Origin of the sequence: Mycobacterium sp. E2327, assembly GCF_001672675.1 — a bacterium.
Taxonomy (GTDB): domain Bacteria; phylum Actinomycetota; class Actinomycetes; order Mycobacteriales; family Mycobacteriaceae; genus Mycobacterium.
On sequence record NZ_LZKE01000177.1, the window covers coordinates 1 to 21429 of the forward strand.

Here is a 21429-nt window from a genome sequence, read left to right on the forward strand (position 1 = left end):
GCTGAAAACCCTTAATTCACCAGACACTCGGCGCAGAGATTCTCGCCACATGGCGAGGTAGACGGTCCACGGGATCAAGGTGATCGCCGCGCATAACGCCAGCCAGGCGCGGATCCGGCGGATCTGGAGCACGCGCCGCGATCGCATCACCCGGGAATCATCCCGTGGACCGTACCTACGTCGCCATGTGGCGAGAATCTCTGCGCCGAGTGTCTGGTGAATTCAGGGTTTTCAGCGTGAACCTACGGCGCCATCTTGGCAATCTTCCCGCCCAGGGCTCACACGCAAAGCCCACGATTCACCTCAACGCCTGAAGCGTCCGGGGCCCGGCTAATGCTGAGGCGCTTCGTCCTCTTCCTCGCGCTCGGCGTCGGCCACCGTCAAGGGCAACGCCAGCTCCTCGAGCGGACGCCGTTCGGCCGCGACGCCGAGCCACAGCTCGATCAGGCCCGCGACCGCCATCACCGCCGCGCCGATGAGGAACGACCAGACGACCTGACCGCGCTCTCCGGAGTTGATCAGCTGGCCGAACAGCAGCGGGCCGGTGATGCCGCCGATCGCCGTTCCCACCGCGTAGAAGAACGCGATCGCCAGCGCCCGCGTCTCCATCGGGAAGATCTCGCTCACCGTCAAATACGCGGCGCTCGCGCCCGCCGACGCCAGGAAGAACGCCACCGCCAGGACGGCGATGAATGTCCAGGCGCCGCCCGTCTGCGTGACGAACAAAATTGCGAGGACGACGGCCACCACGGCGGACCCGATGTAGGTCGCCGCGATCATCGGTTTACGACCAACGGTGTCGAACAGGTGGCCCAACGCAAGCGGTCCGACGAAATTGCTTACCGCCCATAGGATGAAGAACACCGGCACCTTGCCGGACGGCACCCCGTAGAACCCGCTCAACAGCGTGCCCAGGTTGAACGTGACCCCGTTGTAGAGGAACGCCTGCCCGATGAACAGCGCCAGCCCGAGCACCGCACGGCGCGGATACAGCGTGAACGCCACCCTCGCGATCTCCCGGAACGGGATCGCCTCGCGCTGACGAACTTTGAGGGGCCGGCCCGCCGGTTCGGGCAGGGCTTCGTCGCTCCCCTGCCGCACCTCTTCTTCGATTTCGCCGACCACCCGCTCGGCCTCCCGCGCACGCCCGTGGATGAACAACCACCGCGGGCTCTCCGGGACGTTGCGCCGGACCAGCAGGACGAAGATGCCGAAGATGGCGCCGAGGCCGAAGGCGAGCCGCCAGCCGATGTTCGGCGCGAAGTTAGACGTGTCGAGCAAGACCAGCGCCCCAGCCGCCCCGGCGGCCGAGCCCAGCCAGTAGGTTCCGTTGATCACCAGGTCCACCCGACCGCGCACCCGAGCGGGGATCAATTCGTCGATCGCCGAATTGATCGCGGCGTATTCGCCGCCTATGCCCGACCCGGTGAAGAAGCGGGCGATGAAGAAATACCAAGGCGCAAAGGCGAATGCGGTCGCGACGGTGGCGGTCAAATACACCACCAGCGTGAGGATGAACAGGTTCCGCCGGCCGAACCGGTCGGTCAGGTGACCGAAGACCAGTGCGCCCAGGCAGGCCCCGGCAATGTAGAACGCGGCCGCCACGCCGATCTGCGCGGGGGTGAGGCCGATGCCGCTGCCCTTCTCGGTGAGGCGAGACGACACGTTGCCGACCATGGTGACCTCAAGCCCGTCGAGAACCCAGACGCCGCCGAGCCCGATGACGACGCGCCAGTGGAACCGTGACCAGGGCAGCCGGTCCAGCCGGGCCGGGATGTGGGTGGTGATGGTTCCGGTTTGCACGCCCGCGCTCATGTGACTCCTATCTGCGTGAGCAGAGCATTACCCAAACGAGGCCTATTGCAAGCTCAATCCCGGTCGGCGCGTGACTCCTCGGGAGTCCAGGCCGGCGGCTGGCCCGGTTGACCGGGGAACAGGTAGTCGATGAACGCCGCGGCAGTGGGCTGGGGTTCGTGGTTGGCGAGCCCCGGTCGCTCGTTGGCTTCGATGAACGCGTAGTCGGCCCCGGTCACGTCGGGCACCAGCAGGTCGATGCCCGTCACCGGAATCCCGATCGCCTCGGCCGCTGCCACCGCGACGCGACACAGTTCCGGGTTCACCTCGGCGGTGACATCGTGGATCGTCCCGCCCTGATGCAGGTTGGCGGTGCGGCGGACGCGCAGCCGATTACCCTGCGGCAGCACGTCGTCCAACTTCCAGCCGGCCTCGGCCACGGTCGCCTCGGTGATGTCGTCGATCGGGATCTTCGACTCGCCCCCGGTGGCAGCGGAACGCCGGCGGCTCTCGGCCGCGATCAGGTCTCGCACGGTGTGGTCGCCGGTTCCGATGATCTCCGGCGGCTTGCGCAGCGCGGCGGCCACGACCCGGCCGTTGATCACCACCAGGCGGAGGTCGTCGCCGTCGACGCGCTCCTCGATGAGCACCTCCGGGTAGTGCTGGCGAGCCCGGGCCACCGCCGCAGCGAGCTCGTCGGGCCCCTTCTCGGCCACCACCCCCACGGTGATGCCCTTGCCTTGCTCTCCGCGGGTGGGTTTGACGACGACCTCGCCGACCTCCTGCAGGAACGCGAAGTCGCCGTCGTCGAAGGTCGCCAGGCGTGCACGCGGGACGGTGATGCCCGCCTCGGAGACCAGACGTCGCGTCAATCGCTTGTCGTCGCAACGGCACATCGCGACCGCCGAGGTGAACTCGGACAGCGATTCCCGGGTGATCACGCTGCGACCGCCGTGCGTGAGCCGCATCTCGCCGGTCTCGGCGTCCAGGACCTCGACCCAGATTCCGCGGCGCATCGCCTCGTCGGCGATGATCCGCGCGTAGGGGTTGAGGTCCTCGACCGTCTCCGGGGGCGGGGTGAACAGCGGCTCGTTGATCGCGTTCTTCCGCTTGATCGCCAACACCGGAACGCGGACGAAGCCGAGTTTCTCGTAAAGGCCGATGGCCGCGGCATTGTCGTGCGCGACCGACAGATCCATGTAGGCCCGGCCCGCGCGCCGGAAGTGGTCGGCCACCGCCCGGGTCAGCGCCTCACCCACCCCCGGAAGCGCCGCGGCGGGATCGACGGCCAGCGTCCACAGACTCGACCCCTCCTCGGGATCGGAGAACAGCAACTCGTGGTCGACGCCGGTCACCGTGCCCACCACTGCGTCGTCGTCGTCGCGCACGGCGAGCAGGTACGTCACCGCCTCTTGGTGCAGGTGGTTGTCCCAGATCGTCTCCACCGGCGCGGGCACCATGCCGCAGCGCACGAACACGCGGTTCATGGCGTCGGCGTCGTCCGGGTGGTTCAGCGTGCGCACCGTCAGGCCGACGGGCGACGGCGCCAGGTTCTCCTCGTCCGGGTGCCCGGTGAAGCGCAGCCGATAGGTGTGGCTGGGGTCGATGAAGAGCTCGGTCGGCGCCCCGGCGACCACGACGTGGGACTCGCGCGCGTAGATGCAGATGTCGCGCCGCCCGGCGACCTCGCGGCGCAGCGTCTCGGCCAGGGTCTCGGCATCGGCGAACGTCTGACCGAAAATCAGCCGACCCCAACCCATTTCGAGCTCGACGTCCTTGGCCATCGCGTCGACGAGCTCGGGCGGGGAGGCGTCGTGCAGGCCCATGGTGATGGCCTCGGTGTGATCCTCGGCGTGATCGTGCGAATGATCCTCGGAGGGGTCGACGGCGGTCATGCGGCCGGGCCCGTCACGCCGTGCCGCTGCAACCACAGCTCCAGGAGGGCGATCTGCCAAAGCTCATTGCCGCGCAACGGGGTGAGCTTGCCGTTCGGGTCGGCCAGCAGGGCGTCGACCGCTTCGGAGTTGAACAGCCCGCGCTCCTTGGCCACCGGCGCGTAGAGGGCGTCGCGAACCATGTCCAGGTAGGGCCCTTCGAGGTGGGTCAGCGCGGGAACCGGGAAGTACCCCTTAGGCCGGTCGATGACCTCCGATGGGATCACCCGCCGCGCAGCCTGTTTGAGGACGCCCTTGCCGTCGTGGGCGATCTTCAGCTCCGGGGGGCAGGTCGCCGCGAGCTCGACCAGCTCGTGGTCGAGGAATGGAACCCGGCCCTCCAGCCCCCAGGCCATCGTCATGTTGTCCACCCGTTTCACCGGGTCGTCCACCAGCATCACGGTCGTATCCAGCCGCAGGGCACGGTCGATGCCGGTTTCGGCGCCCGCGCGAGCGAAGTGTTCGGAAACGAAGCGCTGGCTGGGATCGCCCGGCGCGAGGTTGCCCGTTCCGAGCAGACCCGCCAGCTCGGCCGAATCGCGATCGAAGAAGGCGCCGCGGTACTCGGCGACCGCCCCCTCCAGCGTCGCCGCCGCCGGGGAACCCATCGGCGGGTACCAGTGGTAGCCGGCGAACACCTCGTCGGCGCCCTGACCCGACTGCACGACCTTCACGTGGCGCGCGACTTCTTGGCTCAGCAGGTAGAACGCGACGCAGTCGTGGCTGACCATCGGCTCGCTCATGGCGCCGATCGCGCCGTCGAGCGCGGGCAGCATCCGGTCGGTCCCGATGCGGATCTGGTGGTGGTCGGTGTCGAAGCGCCGGGCGATGATGTCCGACCACCGGAACTCGTCGCCCTCGACGCCGCCCGCCGACTCGAAGCCGATCGAGAACGTGGACAGCCCGTGCTGGCCCGCCTCGGCGAGCAGACCGACGATCAGGCTGGAGTCGACACCGCCGGACAGCAGGCAGCCGACGGGGACGTCGGCGACCAGCCGGCGCTCGACCGCGACCCGCAGCGTGGACAGCACCGCATCCTCCCAGTCGCGTTCCGACCAATCGGAGCGATCGGCGCGCCTGGTGAAGTCCGGCGTCCAGTAGGTGGTGGTGCTGCGCCGGCCGTCGGGCTCGATGGCGACCACCGACGCGGGCGGGATTTTGCGCACGCCGCGCAGAATCGTCAGCGGCGGCGGCACCACGGAGTGGAACGTCATGTAGTGGTGCAGCGCAACAGGATCGATGCGGGTGTCCACCCCGCCGCCGGCCAGCAGCGCGGGCAGCGTCGACGCGAACCGGACGCGGTGACCGTCCTCGGTGAGGTACAGCGGTTTGATGCCGAGCCGGTCCCGGCCGAGCAACACCCGACCGCTGTCGCGCTCGACGATGACGAAGGCGAACATCCCGTACAGGTGGCTGACGAAATCGTCGCCCCAGCGGTGGTAGGCCTTGAGCAGCACCTCGGTGTCGCTGTGCGAGAAAAACCGGTAGCCGTGGTCGCTCAGCTCGCGCCGGAGCTCCTTGTAGTTGTAGATGCAGCCGTTCCAGGCGACCGCCAGGCCCAGCTCCGAATCGACCATCGGCTGGGCGCCCGCTTCGGTCAGATCGATGATCTTGAGGCGCCGATGGCCGAGGGCGACCCGGCCTTGTGACCAGGTCCCCGCCGCGTCCGGCCCCCTGGGCGCCAGGACGGCAGCCATTGCTGACACCGCCGCTACGTCGGGAACCCGTCCATCGAGTCGAACCTCACCGGTGAGTCCACACACTCGTTTCACCCTACCGCGAGCCGATCGGAGGGGGCCAGCGCGGCCGTGTGACAGGTAGCCGACGCCGGTCCCGATGACACGATTTCATTTCCGGGATCGGCCAGGACCGCTTATCGTTTCCTGGACCACAGTTTGCTGGGAGGCTGATGTGGACGGGCCACGCTGATGCTGGTCGACTACTACCTGCGGATCCTGCATCTGGATCGGCGATTGCCGCTGAACTTCGACGTGGGTCCGCTGCACGTGCACCTGTACGCGCGATCGGTGTTCTTCCTGTGGGTCACCGTCGTGATCCTGGTGGTCGCCGGCGTCGTCGTGCTCGCGTCGCGCCGGCGTGAGCTGATCCGGCGGTGGACCACGTGGGTGATGATCGCGCCGGTGGTGGGCATCCCCATCTGGATAGGCCGGGGCACCACCGCGACCCTGGCGGCCGCGCTGGCCGTGGTCGCGGTGTTCGAGTACGCGCGCCTGGTGAAACTCGGCAAGGCCGACACGTATCTGCTGTTGGCGCTTGCCGTGTTGTATCCGCTTGCGGCGTGGCTGCATCCGCCGCTGCTGCGCCTGGCGCCGATCATCGTGCTGGCGTGCGCGCTGCCCTCGGTGTTCAGCGGCGACGTCGAAAATGGCGGCAGGCGAACCACTTTCACCGCGTTCGGTTCGGTGTGGATCTGCTGGTCCCTGGCGCACCTGGTGACGTTGTGGTCCGACGCGTACCTGGTGTGCTTCGCGGCCGCGGCCACCGACGTCGCGGCCTGGTGCGGCGGAAAGGGGCTGCGCTTCTTCGGGTGGGCGCGAAAGCCGTTGTCCCCGTTGAGCCCCAACAAGACGGTCGGCGGGCTGGTCGGTGCGATCATCGGGGCGTTTCTGGTGCTGACGTTGCTGGGCACGATGACCCTCGGCCTGCTGGTGGCGGTGGCCTTCGGCGGCGTGCTCGGCGATCTCGTCGAATCCATGGTGAAGCGCCAGGCCCAGGTCAAGGATGCGGGCACCTGGCTCCCGGGCTTCGGCGGCCTGCTCGACCGGATCGACTCGCTGTTGCTGGTCCTCCCGCTGGCCTATCTGCTCGGTTGATCAGCCGCCGTTGAGGCGGCGTGCGGCCGCGCACCGAACGTGCATTCACTGCGAGAAATATTCGAAAAATTCACGCTGAATGCACGCTCGGCGCGGCGATTCAGGCGGCGTGCGCCAGCTCGACGAGCTGCGGCTCCGGGGCGTCTCCCCGCAGGGCCATGACCTGCTCGCGCAGCTGCGGCGCGGACGTCACGGCCGGGTCGACGGGTTCGCCGATGCGCACCTGCATCGGCGCGTGGGAGATGAAGCTCGCGCCCTTGGGCAGCACCTCGGCGGTGCCCAGCACCGCGACCGGGACGATCGGCACGCCGCAGTCGCGTGCCAACCGGACCGCGCCGGAACGGAATTCGGCAATGTCGCCGTCCGTCGACCGGGTGCCCTCGGGGTAGATGACGACGGTGCGTCCGGCCTCGAGCGCCGGGCGGGCCGCGGCCAGCAGCTGGGCGTAGGTGTCCTTGCCGGACCGCCGCACCGGCAGGATCCCGATCAACGAGGACGCCACGAAGCGGCGCACCGGCACGTCGAACCAGTAGTCGGCCGCCGCGGCGAACACCGGCTGGGCGCCGGCGGGCAGCGCCGCCAGCAGCACGGCGGTGTCGGCGTGCGAGGAGTGGTTGGCCACCACCACGCAGCCACCCCGCACCGGCCAGCGGCCGGTCACGGTCAGTCCACCGGACACGGCGCACACCGCCCGCCACAGCCGGTGCCGCAGCACGCTGCTGATCCTGGTCGCGGTCATGACGCCAGCACCGCCAATTCCTGCGTGCCCTGCACGGCGGGGCCGTCCTGACGCTTCGCCGCCAGCTCGCGGTGGGCGGCCCGCAGCCGCAGCAGCGTGGTGATCAGCGAGCCGTTCACCAGCTGCGTCGCCACCACCGGCAGGATGACCGGGAAGGCGGTCGCCAAGAAAACGAAGAGGCAGCGCTCGGTCTTTCCGAGCGGGCCCCCGTTGCGCCGGGGTGCGCCGGCGGCGGCTCCGGCCAGCGAGGCGAAGGTGGGCAGCGTCGCGGCCAGCGCGGCGACCAGCACCATGAGCACCGGCCAGGACAGCCAATGCAGCCCGGGGCCGCGCTGCCGCGCCGCCCACACCGCCAGTCCCGCGAAGGTCAACAGGTCCGAGGCGCGGTCGCCGATCTCGTTGACGACGAATCCCCACGGCCGGCTGACGCCGCGGGCACGGGCGACCGCGCCGTCGAGGTTGGCTCCGGCCAGCCGCAGCGCCAGGAAGAGCGCCGTCAGGGGCCACCAGCCCAGCGCGACCGTCGCTCCGGCCACGCCCGCCGCCAGCACCCCGGCGACGGTGAAGACGTCCGGCGAGATGTTCCGCCGCACCGCCACGTTCACGATCGGCGTCAGCCGGCGCGTGTACCACGGCTTGAGCGCGTAGAGGCCCTGCCATTTCCGCGCCGCCTTGGCGGGCAACGGGGTCACGGCGGGGACGACGGCCTTGATCCGGGGAAGCGTGGACGTCTCGGTCACCGCGAGGGCGCGCGATCCCGACGCGTAGCAGCCACGGTGGGCGATGCGCGGCTCGCTCACCGGGGTCAGCGTGCTGATGCCGCGCATGCGCTGTGTCGGCGCGTTGTCGAGGTCGGTGCTCACCGGGGTTTCCTCTCTGGTCGGTGGTCTGTAGTTGTGTGCAAGTTGACCCGTCCGGCGCCGCTACCGGTCCCAAGATCGGGACCGCAGCGACCGGTCGGCCGCTCGCATTCCTAAGAGCCACCGCTCCCCCGCGGTCGGACACTTTTCTTGCGAAGTTTCCTTGCGGGCCGGTCGCGTGACCGGCAACGCATACGTTGCTGCACGGCGCTTGCCGCTTCGTCGCGAAGTTCTTGCGGAATTCTTGCGGCCGCTCGACGAGAGGAATGTCTAGATTTCGGTTACCGTTCAACCAAGTCGTTCTTGACTCGAAGCCGATTCACCCGTTTAGGGGGAGGCCATGACCCGGACGCACGCGGGTGCAGCGAAGTGGTCCATCGCCTGCGGGGTCCTGTTGTCCGCGGCCGCGCTGCTGGGTGCGGCGCCGGCATCGGCGGAGCCGATTGACGATGCGTTCGTCGCGGCCCTCGCGAAAAACGGGATATCGATGTCCGACCGCGGCACCGCGGTCTCGATGGGACATACGGTGTGCGCCGGATTCGACAAGGGCGAGGCGTCAACCGCGGTGGCGATGGGGATCGTGAAGGACACCCCGCTTTCGCCGAAGCAGGCCGGCTACTTCGTCGGCCTTTCGGTGGCTGCCTACTGCCCGCAGTACCGGGGCAAGACCGACAACTCGATGAACTGGATGGTGCCGTTCCCGCCGATGATGTGAGGGTTGTTCTTGCCTTAACGGTTATTTTTGAACCGAAGCACATTCGCCCGCACTAAGAGGAACAGTGGCCCATCCGAACATGGGTTCTGGAAAGTGGTCGACGTTAGTGGCGGTCCTGCTTTCCGCCGCGGCGCCGCTCTTCGCCGCGCCGGCATTGGCCGATCAAAACGATGACGCGTTCATCGCCGCCCTTGCGAGCCAGGGAATCCCGATTTCCGATAACGGCGTCGCCATCGGGATGGGCAGGAACATGTGTGCGTTACTCGACCAGGGCACGACGCGGCCGCTGCTGGTGATGAAGCTGATGAAGGACGCGAATCTCTCGGCCAGGCAGGCCGGCTTCTTCCTGGGGCTGTCGTCGTCCGCGTACTGCCCGCAGTACCGGACGACCACCGGGTAAAGCAGGCGCGCTCGTCAGGCCGAGCCGACTCCCGCCTGGTCCTCCGTCACCTCGCTGGCGATGGGCGGCACGCGGGTGGCGCGCACGTAGACGGTGTCGCCGTCGCGCAGGGCCAGGGCCTCGGCGTCGCCGCGGGTGATTTGGGCGGTGAACGGGCCCCCGGTGGCCTCAGCGGTCAGTTCCACCCGCACCTCGAAGCCCAGCGCCACCACCCGATCGACGGTGGCCCGCACCACCCCGATCGACTCCGCCGTGCCGTCGCCGCCGGCCACCGCCATCTCGGGATTGCGGCCCACCCGAATGTCGTGCGGGCGCACCAGGGCGCCGTTGAGCACGGACACCGCGCCCAGGAACGACATCACGAATGTGTTCGCCGGGGAGTCGTAGACCTCGGTGGGCGACCCGACCTGCTCGACGCGGCCCTTGTTGAGCACCGCGATCCGATCGGCCACGTCCAGCGCCTCCTGCTGATCGTGGGTCACCAACACCGTGGTCACGTGCACCTCGTCGTGCAGCCGGCGCAACCACGCCCGCAAATCCTCGCGCACCTTGGCATCCAGCGCCCCGAACGGCTCGTCGAGCAACAACACCTGGGGGTCGACCGCCAGCGCGCGGGCCAACGCCATGCGCTGGCGCTGACCACCGGAGAGCTGGTTGGGATAGCGGGTCTGAAAACCGCTGAGCCCCACCACCTCCAGCAGGTTGTCCACCTTCTTCTTGATCTCGGCTTTCGGACGCTTGCGGATCTTGAGCCCATAGGCCACGTTGTCGCGCACCGTCAGGTGCTTGAACGCCGCGTAATGCTGGAACACGAACCCGATCCCGCGCCGCTGCGGCGGCACCCCCGTGACATCCCGGCCGTCGATCGTCACCGTGCCGGAGTCGGGCTGATCCAGCCCCGCGATGGCCCGCAACAACGTCGACTTGCCCGAACCACTGGGCCCCAACAACGCCGTCAACGACCCCTTCGGCACCACGAAGTCCACATGATCCAACGCCACGAAATCGCCGTAGCGCTTGTAGGCGTCACGCACCGTGATCGCGTAGGCGGTCGGGTCGCCCCCGGTTTCGGTCATCGTTGTTGTCTCCTTGTCATGCCTGGGCCCGGGCTCGCGCCCGGCGGATGAGCAGAATGGCCTTGACGATCAGAAACGCGACCGCGACGCCCATCATCAGCGTCGACAGCGCGTAGGCGCCGTATTCGGCGCCGCGGTTGTAGCGATCGTTCACCAGCAGCGTGAGCGTCTGCGATTCCCCCGGCAGGTTGGACGACACCATGATGACCCCGCCGAACTCGCCGAGGGTGCGCGCGGTGGTCAACAGGATCCCGTAGGTCAATCCCCACCGGATGGACGGCAGCGTGATCCGCCAAAACGTCTGCCACCAACCCGAACCCAGCGTCGCGGCCGCCTGCTCCTGCTCGGTCCCCACTTCCTGGAGCACCGGTTGGACCTCGCGCACCACGAACGGCAGGGTGACGAAGATGCTGGCCAGCACTATGCCGGGGGTACTGAATATCACCGGAATGCCGAGGTCCTTCTCGACGAAACCCAGCGCGCCCGCAGACCCCCACAGCACGATCAACGCGACGCCCACGATAATCGGCGAGACCGCGAACGGCAGGTCCACGACCGTCTGCAGCACACCCCGGCCGCGGAATCTGCTGCGCGCCAACAGGAGTGAGACCAACACGCCGAATATGACGTTGAGCGGCACCACGATGGCCACCACCAGCAGCGACAGATCCAGGGCCGAGATGGCCGCCGGCGTGCTGATCCACGTGTAGAACTGCGCGAGGCCGGGCCGGAAGGTGCGCCACAAGATGATGACCACCGGAGCGACCAGCACCACACCAAGGTAGGCGAGCACCACTGAGCGGAGCGCGTAGCGCCCCGAGCTCATGCGGCCTTCTCCTCGCGTTTGGCCCTGCGGCCGCCCACGATGCGCAAGAGCAGCAGCACGGTGAACGAGATCGAAAGCAAGACAATGGATATCGCGGCGGCACCGGTGCGGTCGTCGTTCTCGATCAGGGCGCGGATCCACTGCGACGACACCTCGGTCTTGCCCGGCACCTGCCCGCCGATCGTCACCACCGAACCGAACTCGCCGATGCAACGCGAAAACGCCAGGCCGGCACCGGATAACAGGGCCGGGGTCAGCGACGGCAACACGACCGAGGTGAAAACCTTGGGACCGGTCGCACCCAGGGAAGCGGCCGCCTCCTCGGCTTCGCGGTCGATTTCCAGCAGCACGGGCTGGATGGCCCGCACCACCATCGGCAGCGTCACGAAGATCAGCGCCACCGCCACGCCCGGCGGGGTGTGCTGCAAGTGAATGCCTATCGGACTGTTCTTGCCGTAGAGGGCCAGCATGACCAGGCTGGTGACGATGGTGGGCAGCGCGAACGGCAGGTCGATGATGGCGTCGAGAACTCCTTTGCCGACGAAGTCGTCGCGCACCAGCACCCAGGCGGTCGCCAGCCCGAACACCAGGTTGACGATGGTGACCACGACCGAAACCGTCAGCGTCACCTTGAACGACTCCAGCGCGGCGTGAGACGTGACCGCCAGCCAGAACGCCTGCCAGCCCCCGCCGACGGCCTGCCAGGCGATGGCCGCCAGTGGCAGCAGCACGATCAGCGAGAGCCACAACGTCGCCACGCCGACCTGAAGCGACGTCCCGCCGGGCGGCCCGGGAGCACGCGGGGGGCGGGGCTCCGGCAGCTCACCGGCAGGTGGTTCGAGTTCCGGCCGGACCGCTTCCGGGTCGGGGAGAACGGCCGCGGTCATCCGGTCGCCTGCAGGTAGACCTTGGTGATGCTGCCGCCGCTCCTGTCGAACAGCTGCGCGTCGACTTTGCTCCAGCCGCCGAGGTCGGCGATCGTCCACAACTTCACCGGCACCGGGTACTGATCGCGGAACTTGTCGGCCACGGCGGGGTCGACGGGCCGGAAACCGGCCTGCGCCCATAACTTCTGCGCCTCGGCGGTGTACTGGAAATTCTTGAACGCGGTCGCGGCGTCCAGGTGCGCACTGGTACTCACCACCGCCAGCGGGTTCTCGATCTTGAAGGTCTGTGCTGGGCTGACGTGTTCCACCGATTTTCCTTGCCGCTCAATGGCGATGGCCTCGTTCTCGTAGCTGATCAACACGTCACCGCTGCCTTCGATGAAGACACCCGTGGCCAGACGACCCGAACTCGGACGCAATTTGACGTGCTCGTGCACCAGCTTGCTGATGAAATCGACGCCGGCGTTGGTGTCCCGGCCGCCGCCGCTTTTGGCGGCATACGGGGCGAGCAGGTTCCATTTGGCACCCCCCGAACTCAACGGGCTGGGCGTGACGACCTCGATGCCGGGGCGCAACAGGTCGTCCCAATCGCGGATGTTCTTCGGATTGCCTTTGCGGACAACCAGTGTCACCACCGACCCGAAGGGGATCCCACTGGCGATACCCTTGTCCCAGTCCGCGGAAACCTTGCCGGCCTTGACCAACCGGGTGATGTCCGGCTCGACCGAGAAGTTCACGACGTCTGCCGGTTTGCCTTCGACGACACCCCGGGACTGATCGGCGGAGGCGCCGTAGGACGTGATCACCTGCACGCCCCGACCCTCCTGTGAGGCGTTGAACGCCGGAATCACCTTGCTCCAGCCCGGTTCCGGGACCGAATAGGCGACCAGGGTGATCTTCGTGTTCGCGTTGGCCGGGCCGGTGCCGCCCGCGATGTCGCTGGCGCCGCCGCCGCACGCCGTGACCATGCCGACCACAAGGGTCAGCGCGGCCAGCTGGCGGGCGCGCCGCCAGTGCCGTGTGCTTCGGATGTCGCTGGGCAATTGGTGGCCTTCCGGGGTGGGACTCGGGCGTGTCGGTCCCGTGGCTGCGGAAGGCGCTAGAACATCAACCGGTCTTTACCAACTCCCAATCCGCGCACGGGCTTACGAGTCAGCGACAACAAAGCACGAATGGGGAGCAAACAAGGGCTGCCGCGTGCATGACGGGAAGCGTAACAGCGCGCGCTCCCGTCGGCGCGTGGACAGCAACGCGGCCCCACCCGCGCCGCTGCACGACGTCACACGCAAAGCGGTCGGTGTAACCCGACCGTAACGCCGGGATCGCGCGTGATCGGTTGACTCGATGCCGTTGGCGATCGACATGCCCAGCAACCAGTCGGTGCCATCGACCGCAAAGACACAGGTCGAGGCGGGCTTCGCCGATTCGCGGACGCGGGCGCGATCCGACGGCGGCCCCGCGGCACGGGCGCAATGGTCGGCCGCGCCTCCGGCGCCCATAGCGGGAAGAAGCGAGGGCCGCGGATAAAAGTCACGGTGAGAGAAACGTCTGGCCCGCATCGGAGCGGGACCCACGAAACATGGTGCGGCCGAGCGCCTTGCGGTTCGCTCGGCCGAACCTTAGCGCCCCCGGATACCGCTGTCGACGACCTTCACCGGCTTGTGTGGATAGCGGCGTTCGGCGTGCGCCTTCGCCCGCGAGTTCGCCAGCACGTACAACGTCTCCTTTTTGTCCTGCAGCGGTTTCAGCACCAAGTCCATGAAGCCCTTGCGGTTCTCCAGGTAGGGCTCGATGACCTCCTCCCCGGCCGGGCACACCGCCAGGCAGTAGGCGGCCTTGTAGTTCGGCTTGAACGACAGGCTCTGCCACATCGACGCGTTCTCCGAATCGCTGACCCGCGAACGGAAGTCGGCCGCGTCGGCGCTGTCCGCGACCGTCTGCACCCAGTCGGTGAACCCGCCCATGAACTCCCGGTAGTTGTGCACCGAGCAGGAGACGAAGTCGAAATCGCCGTCCTTGCCGATCGCGCCGACCGGGCACGCCGCCACGCACAACTTGCACTCGAGGCACGGGCTGTAATCCAGCGGCTCGCCGTAGCTGCTGATCGCGGCGTCTACCAGGATCGTGCCCAGCAGGATGAAGTTGCCGAACCGCGGGTGAATCACGTTGCGGTGGATGCCCATAACGCCGAGGCCGGCGGCCACCGCGACGGGCTTGTGCGCCACCACCCAGATGCGGCCGGGGAATTTGTCCATCTCCATCGGGAACGTCGCCGACGGGTTCAGGGCCCGATAACCGGCGTCCTGCAGCCGGCGCACGATCCGGTGGGCCGCTTCGTTGAGCACTTCGCCGCTGCGGTGGAACTCCTGGTTCGCGACGCTGCGCGCCGTCGACCGCACGTTGTCGCGGTTCATCTTCACCACCAGCGAGATGTAGCTCCTGGTTCCCGGCAACGCGGCCTGGACGTGCTCGACCTCCGAGGCCAGATCGGGGTTGTCCACGGCGGCGAACGCGACGTCGTCGGCGCCGGCGGCCAGGCACAGCTCGCGCAGCCAGTCGGCGTCCAGCACGCCGGGGCGCCGTTTCTGGCGGGCGCTCACCTTCTTCACGGTGGGGTGTTCCGCCAGCTTCGCCGGGAGTTTTTCCGCCATGCTCGGTATAGTACACAATACTCAGCTATCCGCACGGCGGGGGCTCCCGACGCCCCGTTAACGGAGTTTGACTTCGGTGTGAAACGCATGCGAACCTGGCGCGGTGATCGCGTTGACTGAACAGACGATCATCGCCCAGGTGGCCGATCGGTTGACCAGCAAGTATTCGACCATTCCCGCGCAAACCGTGGCCGCCGTCGTGAAGGGTGTTCATGCCCGGTTCGAGGGCCGACCGGTGCGGGAGTACATCCCGCTTCTCGTCGAGCGTTTCGCGGACCAGGAACTGGCGCTGCTCCTGTTGACCGGCCGCCGCCCGCTCTCCGAGCCGGCGGTCGACGAGGCTATCGCCGTCTGATCAGACCGGCCGGCTCTGCACGCCGAACAGCACCCGGCGACCGATCACCCGCCAGTCGGGTCTCTCGGTGTCCGCCCCGCGCTCCGCGCTCTCGCTGAACCCGACCCGGTCATGCAGCCGGGCCAACCATCCGGGCGCCCACCAGTTGGCCCGGCCGAGCAAATGCATGACCGCCGGCACCAGCAGCATCCGGACCAGCGTCGCGTCGACCAGCACCGCGACCGTGAGCCCGAATCCGAACAGCCGCATGAGCGACACCTGCGCGGCCATCAACGCCACGAAGGAGATCGCCATGATCAGCGCCGCGGCCGTGATCACCCGGCCGGTGTGCGCCACGCCGAGCGCGATGCTCCGGTCGTTGGCGCCCCAGCCCCGGTGTGAGGCCAGCCAGTACTCCCGGATCCGCGCGATCAGAAACACCTCGTAATCCATCGAGAGCCCAAAAGCTATGCAGAACAACAGCACCGGCAGGTCCACGCCGATCGTGCCGGTCGCCGCGGTGCCGAGCCCGCCCAGGTGCCCCTGCTGAAACACCCACACCACCGCGCCGAAGGCCGCGGCCAGCGACAGCGTGTTGGTCACCAGAGCCTCGAACGGCAACACCGCGCTTCCGGTCAGCAGGAAAACCAGCACCAGCGTGATCACGGCGATGATCGTGAGCACCAGCGGCAGGCGCGTGGTTATCGCGTGCACGGTGTCGCGGTTACCCTGGGCGGCGCCCGCGAGCAGCACCGGCCGGCCCGACGGAGTTGGGACGGCGTGCAGCCGGTCGAGCTGCGCGTTGGAGGCGGCCGAATACAGCGGTGCCGTCGTGGCCACGGTCATGAAGGCGGCGCCGTCGGTGATGGCGGCCGACCCCGACGGCGGCCCGGCCAGCCTGCCGCCGACAAAAGTGCCGCCCGGCGACGACACCGACGAGACGTCCGGCACCCGCGACAGCGCGGCGGCGTACGCGTTGAGGTCGGCCGGGCCGACTTCGGCCGCGTTCGGCAGCACGACCGTGACGTCGGGCACGCCGCTGCCCGGGAAGCCGGTGCGCAACTGGTCGCCGACCTGGCGCGCGGAAGCCGAGGTGGGCAGGACCCGGTCGTCGACGACGCCCCATCGCACATCGCGGAACGGTGAGCCGAGCAGCAACAGCAGCGCGACGATGGCGATGGCGATCGGCGCCGCGTGGCGCGTCACGGACCGCGTCCACCGATACCAGATGCGCCGTTCGACCGGGGCCAGCCGGAAGGGGGGCAGCCGCAGGATCCGGCGTGCCAACCGCCGCACGTCCAGGGAATCGAGGCGCTCGCCCAGCAGCACGATCGCCGCCGGGGTGACCACGACCGCGGCGGCCACCGCGAACGCGACCACCGCGACCCCCGCGTAGGCGAACGATTTCAGGAAGTATTGCGGGAACAGCGCCATGGTGGCCATCGACAGCGCCACCGTCATCGCCGAGAACAACACCGTGCGGCCCGCCGTCGCCATCGTGCGGATCAGCGCCGCGTCGCGAGTTTGACCCTCTGCCAACTCATCCCGGAACCGGCTGAGGATCAGCAGCGTGTAGTCGATGGCGAGCGCGGCGCCCATCGCGACAGTCAGGTTCAGCGCGAAGATCGACACGTTGGTGAACAGCGAAACCATGCGCAGCGACGCCATCGCACCGAGGATCGCGAACCCGCCGACGGCCACCGGCAGCGCCGCCGCGAACAACCCCCCGAAGATCCAGACCAGCACCACAAAACTCAGCGGCAGCGCCAGCGACTCCATGACCAACAGGTCTTCCCGGGTCTGGTCGTCCACCTGCCACGTGACGGTTGCTTCCCCGCCGAACCGCACCGCGACACCGTCGCGGTCATGGGCAAGTTCGTCCGACAGGCGCTCGGCATACTTCTGGGCGTTGGCCTCGCCGCCGGAAATCGCGGCAACGATCAGGCCGGTTTTGCCGTCGTTGCTGACGAAGGCGCGTGCCGCCGCCGGCGGCACGGTCCACGCCGATCGCACCTGGCCCACGTGCGGTGAATTCTGCAGCCGCCGAACGAGATCGGTGCCGACCGCCGTGGCACGGGGACCCTGTGCACCGCCGTCGGAGGTCAGGGTGATCAGCATGACCATGTCGCCCTGACCGAACTTCTGCGAGAGCAACGCCGACGCCCGCGACGATTCGGAGGCGGGGTCGAACCACCCGCCGGGCAACAGGGTCTTGCTGACCGGGATGCCGAAGATCGCGGTGCAGACCATGACGAAAACCGCCGCCGCCATGACGCGGCGCGGCGCCGCGATGGCCAGGCGGGCGATTCCGTTCAGCACGACGCTCCTCTCCAGCTCAGGTCACTTGCGCCACATCAGTACCGACCGGCGGTCATACGATGATCCACGAGTCCGATATCGCATGCGATAGCGGATCCGAGAGTCGCCCACCTGCCGCAGCTAGCCGGGCGGGACAAGATCGGCCCGCATGGCGTCGGAACGGTGCGCGGGTGATGCCCAGCGGGTGTCGACCTCCTGCCGGATATGCCGAGATTAAGTCGGGGTGAACGCCGAAAGTCTCAACGGCTAACGCTGCCGCGACAAGCTCGCCGCGCGAAATCAGAACGCCGCGACCGATGTCCGCGGATATAGAGTGCTGCATAGAGCACTGATACGACAACGACGACGGTCGCCATGGTGGCGCGCCGGAGGCAGGCCACCGATTCCCGTTGCAGCGCAACGCGATTCGCGGCCAGAAACGCCCTCCACAGCCATCCGTCCGGAAGGTGCGCAACATGTATCGGCAGATCCTCGATCCCGTCGTCCACTCGCTGGCCTGGAGTTCACTCGTGGCGGCGCTGCCGCTGGCTTCGCTGTTCGTGATGCTCGGTGTGTTGCGGGTCCGGGCCTGGATGGCGTCGCTTGCGTCACTGGCCGTCGCGCTCGTGATCGCGGTCGCGGTCTACGGGATGCCGGTCGGCCAGGCGGCGCTCGCGGGCGCGGAGGGCGCCGTCTTCGGGTTCTTCCCCATCCTGTGGATCGTGATCAACGCGATCTGGGTTTACCAGATGACGGTGGAGACAGGCCATTTCGACGTGCTGCGCCGCAGTTTTGCGACGGTCAGCGACGATCACCGGATCCAGGCCATCATCATCGCGTTTTCGTTCGGCGCGTTGCTCGAAGCGCTGGCCGGGTTCGGCACGCCGGTGGCCGTCACCTCGGTGATGCTGCTCGCGCTGGGCTTCAAACCGATCAAGGCGGCGGTGCTGGCACTGGTCGCGAACACGGCGCCGGTGGCATTCGGCGCGATGGCCACGCCCATCATCACGCTCGCAAAGACGTCCGGGTTGCCGACCGACACGCTCGGCGCGATGGTCGGGCGCCAAACCCCGATCCTGGCGGTCTTCGTCCCCCTCGCGCTGGTCGCCATCGTCGACGGCCGGCGCGGCGTGCGCGAAACCTGGATCCCCGCGATTGCGGGCGGCGTGGTTTTCGGCCTGGGTCAGTACGCGACGTCGAACTTCGTGTCGGTGCCACTGGCCGACGTGATCGCGTCGCTCTTGTCCGCGGGTGCCGTGGTCTCGGTGGTTCGCATCAGGCCGTCGCGCCCCAAACACGTTGGCGCGCCGGTCATCGCCGGCGCGGCCGCGGAGGCGCCGGCTCCCGACTACGCCGAGCACGTCGCGGATCCCGACCCGCGCGGGCAGGTGCTGCGCGCGTACGCGCCCTACGCGATCGTCATCGCCGTCTTCGTGATTTGCCAGATCTCTTGGGTGAAGAAGCTTCTCGACAAGGCGACCACCATCGTGCATTGGCCGGGGCTGCATCTCTATACGGCCAAGGGCGCCCCGTCGTCGCTGCCCAACTTCACCTTGAACCTGCTGACCACGCCGGGCACGCAGATGCTGGTGGCCGGGGTCCTCACCATGGTGGCGCTGCGCCTGTCGGTGGGCGGCGCGCTCAAGGCCTACGGGGCGACGCTGCAGCAGCTGCGATGGGCCATCGTCACCGTAATGGCCGTGCTGGCACTGGCATTCGTGATGAACGCGTCCGGGCAGACCATCACCCTTGGCACGTGGATGGCCGGGGCCGGAGGCGCGTTCGCGCTGCTCTCCCCCATCCTGGGCTGGCTTGGTGTGGCGGTGACTGGGTCGGACACCTCGTCGAACTCGCTGTTCGGCGCGCTGCAGGTGACCGCGGCGACCAAGGCGGGGCTGTCCCCGGTGCTGATGGCCGCCGGCAACAGCTCCGGCGGAGTGCTCGGCAAGATGATCTCGCCGCAAAACCTCGCCATCGGGGCGGCGGCGGTCGGCGTGCACGGCAAGGAAGGCGACATCTTCCGCCGGGTGTTCGTCTGGAGCCTGGTATTCCTGGCGTTCATTTGCGCCCTGTCCGGGCTGCAGGCCTCGGTGCTGTCCTGGATGGTGCCGTGATTCTTCGGAAAAGATTGCCACGGGCATCCCGGACGGCGCTAGGCTGCTGTTCGTGCGCAAAGGCGTATTAGCCATCGGGCGAAGCCGGTGGTTGGCGTTGGCGGCCTCGCTGGTGGTCTCGGCCGCCATCATCTACGCCCAAGGCACCAAGCCCATCAACGCCCAAGGCGCCAAGCCGTGCTGCGCCGACAAGCCGGCCGCAGGCCAGGCGGCCGGGCCGTCCGTGCCGCCGATCGCCGCGGCGGCGCCCGGTCCGACCGCCGCGCCGCCGGCGGGTCCGGCGCCGCAGATCGCCAGCCCCGCGGAGGTGGAGAAGCTGGCGGCGGGCGCTCCCGCGGCCGCCCAGCAATTCCTGTTCCCCTTGTCTCCCGGCGTCGCGAACGAGCAGCGGTTGCAGGTCAAGACCATTTGGGCGGCGCGCGCCATCAGCGTGCTGTTCCCGGAGATCACCACCATCTACGGGTATCGCGAGGATCCATTGCCGTGGCATCCCAACGGGTTGGCGATCGACGTGATGATCCCCAACCACGCCAGCCCGGAAGGCATCCAGCTGGGTAACGAAATCGCCGGCTACGCCCTGGCGAACGCGAAACGCTGGGGTATCAATCACGTGATCTGGCGCCAGAAGATCTACCCGGGTGTCGGCTCGCCGAGCTGGATGTCAAACCTGGGCAACGAAACCCTCAACCACTACGACCACGTTCACATCGCCACCAATGGCGGCGGCTACCCGACCGGTCACGAGACGTACTACATCGGGTCGATGACGCCCGCGCCGTCCGAGTGATCAACGGCGCCTTCGGGATTCCGGTCAGCCGCCGAGGAGGCCCAGCAAGCTGCCGGTGAGGATCGGAGGCACCGTCAGCTGACCGCCGCCGAGGCTCGAGGGCAGGGTCAGCGTGCCGCCGGTGATGATCGAAGGGATCCCGACGTCCCCGCCGCCGACGCTCGAGGGCAGGCTCAGCACGCCCCCGGTCAGGATCGATGGGATGCTGACGTCCCCGCCGCCGGCGATCGGCGGCAGGCTCAACACCCCACCGGTCAGGACCGACGGGATGCTCAACTGCCCGCCGCCCAGGCTCGGCGGCAGGGTCACCGCGCCGCCGTCCAGGATCGGGGTCAAGATGGTGCTGATCGGGGGAAGCGTAAAGACGCCACCGCCAAGGCTGGAGGGCAGCGTCAGCAGACCGCCGGTGATGATGGAAGGCAAACCCAGCACGCCGCCGCCGAGGCTTGCGGGCAGGTCGAGCACGCCGCCGGTGAGGATCGACGGCACGGTCAAGTCCCCGCCGCCCAGGAACGACGGCAGGGTCACCACGCCGCCGTTGATGATCGGGCTCGCGGCGGTGACGATCGCGGACCCGACGCTCGAGATCGGCGGCACGATCAATTCCGCACCGCCCAAGATCGGTGGCAGATCCAGCACACCCCCGGTGATGAACGACGGCACGCTCAGCACGCCACCGCCCAGGATCGGCGGCAGGGTCACCAGTCCACCGTTCAGGTTCAGGCTCGCGCTGCCGCCCAGTAACGACGACAGGTTCAAGTCCGCGGCGGCCCCGGCGTTGGCCAGCTCGGTGCCGAGGTAGGCGCCCGCGCCCGCGTAGATCAGGCCGACGAACTCCTCGTGAAACACGTTGGCTTGGGCGTTGATGACTTGAAATTCCTGGCCGAAATCGCTGAATAACGTTGCAACCAAAGCCGATACCTCGTCCTGAGCGGCGGCGGCCACGGCCGTCGTGGGCGCCGCGGCCGACGCGGCGGACCCGGACAGCAACGTGCGGATGCCTGCCAAACCGTCGGCCGCAGACTGCAGCTGCTCTGGAGCCGTCACGAGATATGACAAAACGCGCCTCCCGCCGATCCGCCGCGACAGTCGCCCGATGACTCAGCAATAAGAGCGTACTGGGATATCGCCGAAATGCCTACGAAAACTCCGTTTTTCAGTAATGACACGGGTCAGATGA

18 protein-coding genes are annotated in these 21429 nt (G+C 68.1%); 6 read left to right on the forward strand and 12 right to left on the reverse strand.

The features are described from left to right. Positions 1–330 precede the first annotated feature (330 nt). Genes A5712_RS20755 through A5712_RS20765 form a run of 3 tightly spaced genes read right to left on the reverse strand, consistent with a single transcriptional unit; the run spans position 331 to position 5491 of the window. Positions 331–1815, reverse strand: a complete 1485-nt coding sequence (locus A5712_RS20755) for an MFS transporter (RefSeq protein ID WP_068109003.1) — start codon at positions 1813–1815, stop codon at positions 331–333. A gap of 53 nt (positions 1816–1868) precedes the next feature. Then, positions 1869–3689 (reverse strand): N-acetylglutaminylglutamine synthetase, encoded by a 1821-nt coding sequence (ngg, locus tag A5712_RS20760; protein ID WP_068109159.1) that lies wholly within the window; start codon positions 3687–3689, stop codon positions 1869–1871. Next, positions 3686–5491: an N-acetylglutaminylglutamine amidotransferase gene (locus A5712_RS20765; protein WP_068109007.1), complete on the reverse strand. Its 1806-nt coding sequence runs from the start codon at positions 5489–5491 to the stop codon at positions 3686–3688. The genes ngg and A5712_RS20765 overlap by 4 nt, the downstream gene beginning before the upstream one ends. 165 nt (positions 5492–5656) lie before the next feature. Here A5712_RS20765 and A5712_RS20770 point away from each other — a divergent pair, with 165 nt between their 5' ends. Continuing rightward, the gene (locus A5712_RS20770) at positions 5657–6562 is read left to right on the forward strand and encodes a phosphatidate cytidylyltransferase (RefSeq protein WP_068109010.1); all 906 of its coding nucleotides are present in this window, start codon (positions 5657–5659) and stop codon (positions 6560–6562) included. A gap of 100 nt (positions 6563–6662) precedes the next feature. On the opposite strand, the gene A5712_RS20775 is transcribed toward A5712_RS20770, so the two are convergent. Further along, positions 6663–7301, reverse strand: a complete 639-nt coding sequence (locus A5712_RS20775; RefSeq protein WP_068109013.1) for a lysophospholipid acyltransferase family protein — start codon at positions 7299–7301, stop codon at positions 6663–6665. Then, the gene (locus A5712_RS20780; protein WP_231982185.1) at positions 7298–8164 is read right to left on the reverse strand and encodes a CDP-alcohol phosphatidyltransferase family protein; all 867 of its coding nucleotides are present in this window, start codon (positions 8162–8164) and stop codon (positions 7298–7300) included. The genes A5712_RS20775 and A5712_RS20780 overlap by 4 nt, the downstream gene beginning before the upstream one ends. A gap of 337 nt (positions 8165–8501) precedes the next feature. Here A5712_RS20780 and A5712_RS20785 point away from each other — a divergent pair, with 337 nt between their 5' ends. Both A5712_RS20785 and A5712_RS20790 read left to right on the forward strand, forming a co-directional pair. Beyond that, entirely contained in the window at positions 8502–8876 is a 375-nt protein-coding gene (locus A5712_RS20785) for a DUF732 domain-containing protein (protein ID WP_068109017.1), read from the forward strand. Positions 8877–8940: 64 nt separating this feature from the next. Beyond that, entirely contained in the window at positions 8941–9276 is a 336-nt protein-coding gene (locus A5712_RS20790; RefSeq protein WP_231982186.1) for a DUF732 domain-containing protein, read from the forward strand. Between the two features lie 14 nt (positions 9277–9290). Here A5712_RS20790 and A5712_RS20795 read toward each other — a convergent pair whose 3' ends face one another. From A5712_RS20795 to A5712_RS20820, 5 genes are all read right to left on the reverse strand, one after another. Next, positions 9291–10352 carry a sulfate/molybdate ABC transporter ATP-binding protein gene (locus tag A5712_RS20795; protein ID WP_068109022.1) on the reverse strand — a complete coding sequence of 354 codons (1062 nt, stop codon included), beginning with the start codon at positions 10350–10352 and terminating at the stop codon, positions 9291–9293. A 16-nt stretch (positions 10353–10368) separates the two neighbouring features. Beyond that, a complete protein-coding gene (gene cysW, locus A5712_RS20800) occupies positions 10369–11178 on the reverse strand; it encodes a sulfate ABC transporter permease subunit CysW (protein ID WP_068109025.1) in 810 nt (269 codons plus the stop codon). Continuing rightward, complete coding sequence (gene cysT, locus A5712_RS20805) at positions 11175–12065, reverse strand: sulfate ABC transporter permease subunit CysT (RefSeq protein WP_068109029.1); 891 nt, start codon at positions 12063–12065, stop codon at positions 11175–11177. Before cysT ends, cysW begins: the two co-directional genes overlap by 4 nt. After that, a complete protein-coding gene (locus A5712_RS20810; RefSeq protein ID WP_082973560.1) occupies positions 12062–13033 on the reverse strand; it encodes a sulfate ABC transporter substrate-binding protein in 972 nt (323 codons plus the stop codon). Before A5712_RS20810 ends, cysT begins: the two co-directional genes overlap by 4 nt. A 651-nt stretch (positions 13034–13684) precedes the next feature. Next, positions 13685–14716: an epoxyqueuosine reductase gene (locus A5712_RS20820; protein WP_068109035.1), complete on the reverse strand. Its 1032-nt coding sequence runs from the start codon at positions 14714–14716 to the stop codon at positions 13685–13687. Between the two features lie 103 nt (positions 14717–14819). Between A5712_RS20820 and A5712_RS20825 the strand changes: the two genes are divergently transcribed. After that, entirely contained in the window at positions 14820–15071 is a 252-nt protein-coding gene (locus A5712_RS20825; protein WP_068109037.1) for a three-helix bundle dimerization domain-containing protein, read from the forward strand. Here the strand turns inward: A5712_RS20825 and A5712_RS20830 are convergent, their stop codons facing one another. Next, a complete protein-coding gene (locus A5712_RS20830) occupies positions 15072–17369 on the reverse strand; it encodes an MMPL family transporter (RefSeq protein ID WP_068109042.1) in 2298 nt (765 codons plus the stop codon). A gap of 455 nt (positions 17370–17824) precedes the next feature. On the opposite strand from A5712_RS20830, the gene A5712_RS20835 reads away from it, so the two are divergent. Continuing rightward, positions 17825–19462, forward strand: coding sequence for an L-lactate permease (locus A5712_RS20835; RefSeq protein ID WP_068109044.1), 1638 nt, complete (start codon positions 17825–17827; stop codon positions 19460–19462). 52 nt (positions 19463–19514) lie between these two features. Next, positions 19515–20249, forward strand: coding sequence for a glycoside hydrolase (locus A5712_RS30965; protein WP_369830415.1), 735 nt, complete (start codon positions 19515–19517; stop codon positions 20247–20249). A 24-nt stretch (positions 20250–20273) separates the two neighbouring features. Here the strand turns inward: A5712_RS30965 and A5712_RS31465 are convergent, their stop codons facing one another. Further along, entirely contained in the window at positions 20274–21296 is a 1023-nt protein-coding gene (locus tag A5712_RS31465) for a PE family protein (protein ID WP_068109051.1), read from the reverse strand. Between the last annotated feature and the right edge of the window lie 133 nt (positions 21297–21429).

Excerpts from the sequence above, each read along its gene's own strand:
- A5712_RS20755 (WP_068109003.1), bottom strand. The coding sequence starts at position 1,815 with ATGAGCGCGGGCGTGCAAACCGGAACCATCACCACCCACATCCCGGCC.
- ngg (WP_068109159.1), bottom strand. The coding sequence starts at position 3,689 with ATGACCGCCGTCGACCCCTCCGAGGATCATTCGCACGATCACGCCGAG.
- A5712_RS20770 (WP_068109010.1), top strand. The coding sequence starts at position 5,657 with ATGCTGGTCGACTACTACCTGCGGATCCTGCATCTGGATCGGCGATTG.
- A5712_RS20775 (WP_068109013.1), bottom strand. The coding sequence starts at position 7,301 with ATGACCGCGACCAGGATCAGCAGCGTGCTGCGGCACCGGCTGTGGCGG.
- A5712_RS20785 (WP_068109017.1), top strand. The coding sequence starts at position 8,502 with ATGACCCGGACGCACGCGGGTGCAGCGAAGTGGTCCATCGCCTGCGGG.
- A5712_RS20795 (WP_068109022.1), bottom strand. The coding sequence starts at position 10,352 with ATGACCGAAACCGGGGGCGACCCGACCGCCTACGCGATCACGGTGCGT.
- cysW (WP_068109025.1), bottom strand. The coding sequence starts at position 11,178 with ATGAGCTCGGGGCGCTACGCGCTCCGCTCAGTGGTGCTCGCCTACCTT.
- cysT (WP_068109029.1), bottom strand. The coding sequence starts at position 12,065 with ATGACCGCGGCCGTTCTCCCCGACCCGGAAGCGGTCCGGCCGGAACTC.
- A5712_RS20810 (WP_082973560.1), bottom strand. The coding sequence starts at position 13,033 with ATGGTCACGGCGTGCGGCGGCGGCGCCAGCGACATCGCGGGCGGCACC.
- A5712_RS20820 (WP_068109035.1), bottom strand. The coding sequence starts at position 14,716 with ATGGCGGAAAAACTCCCGGCGAAGCTGGCGGAACACCCCACCGTGAAG.
- A5712_RS20835 (WP_068109044.1), top strand. The coding sequence starts at position 17,825 with ATGTATCGGCAGATCCTCGATCCCGTCGTCCACTCGCTGGCCTGGAGT.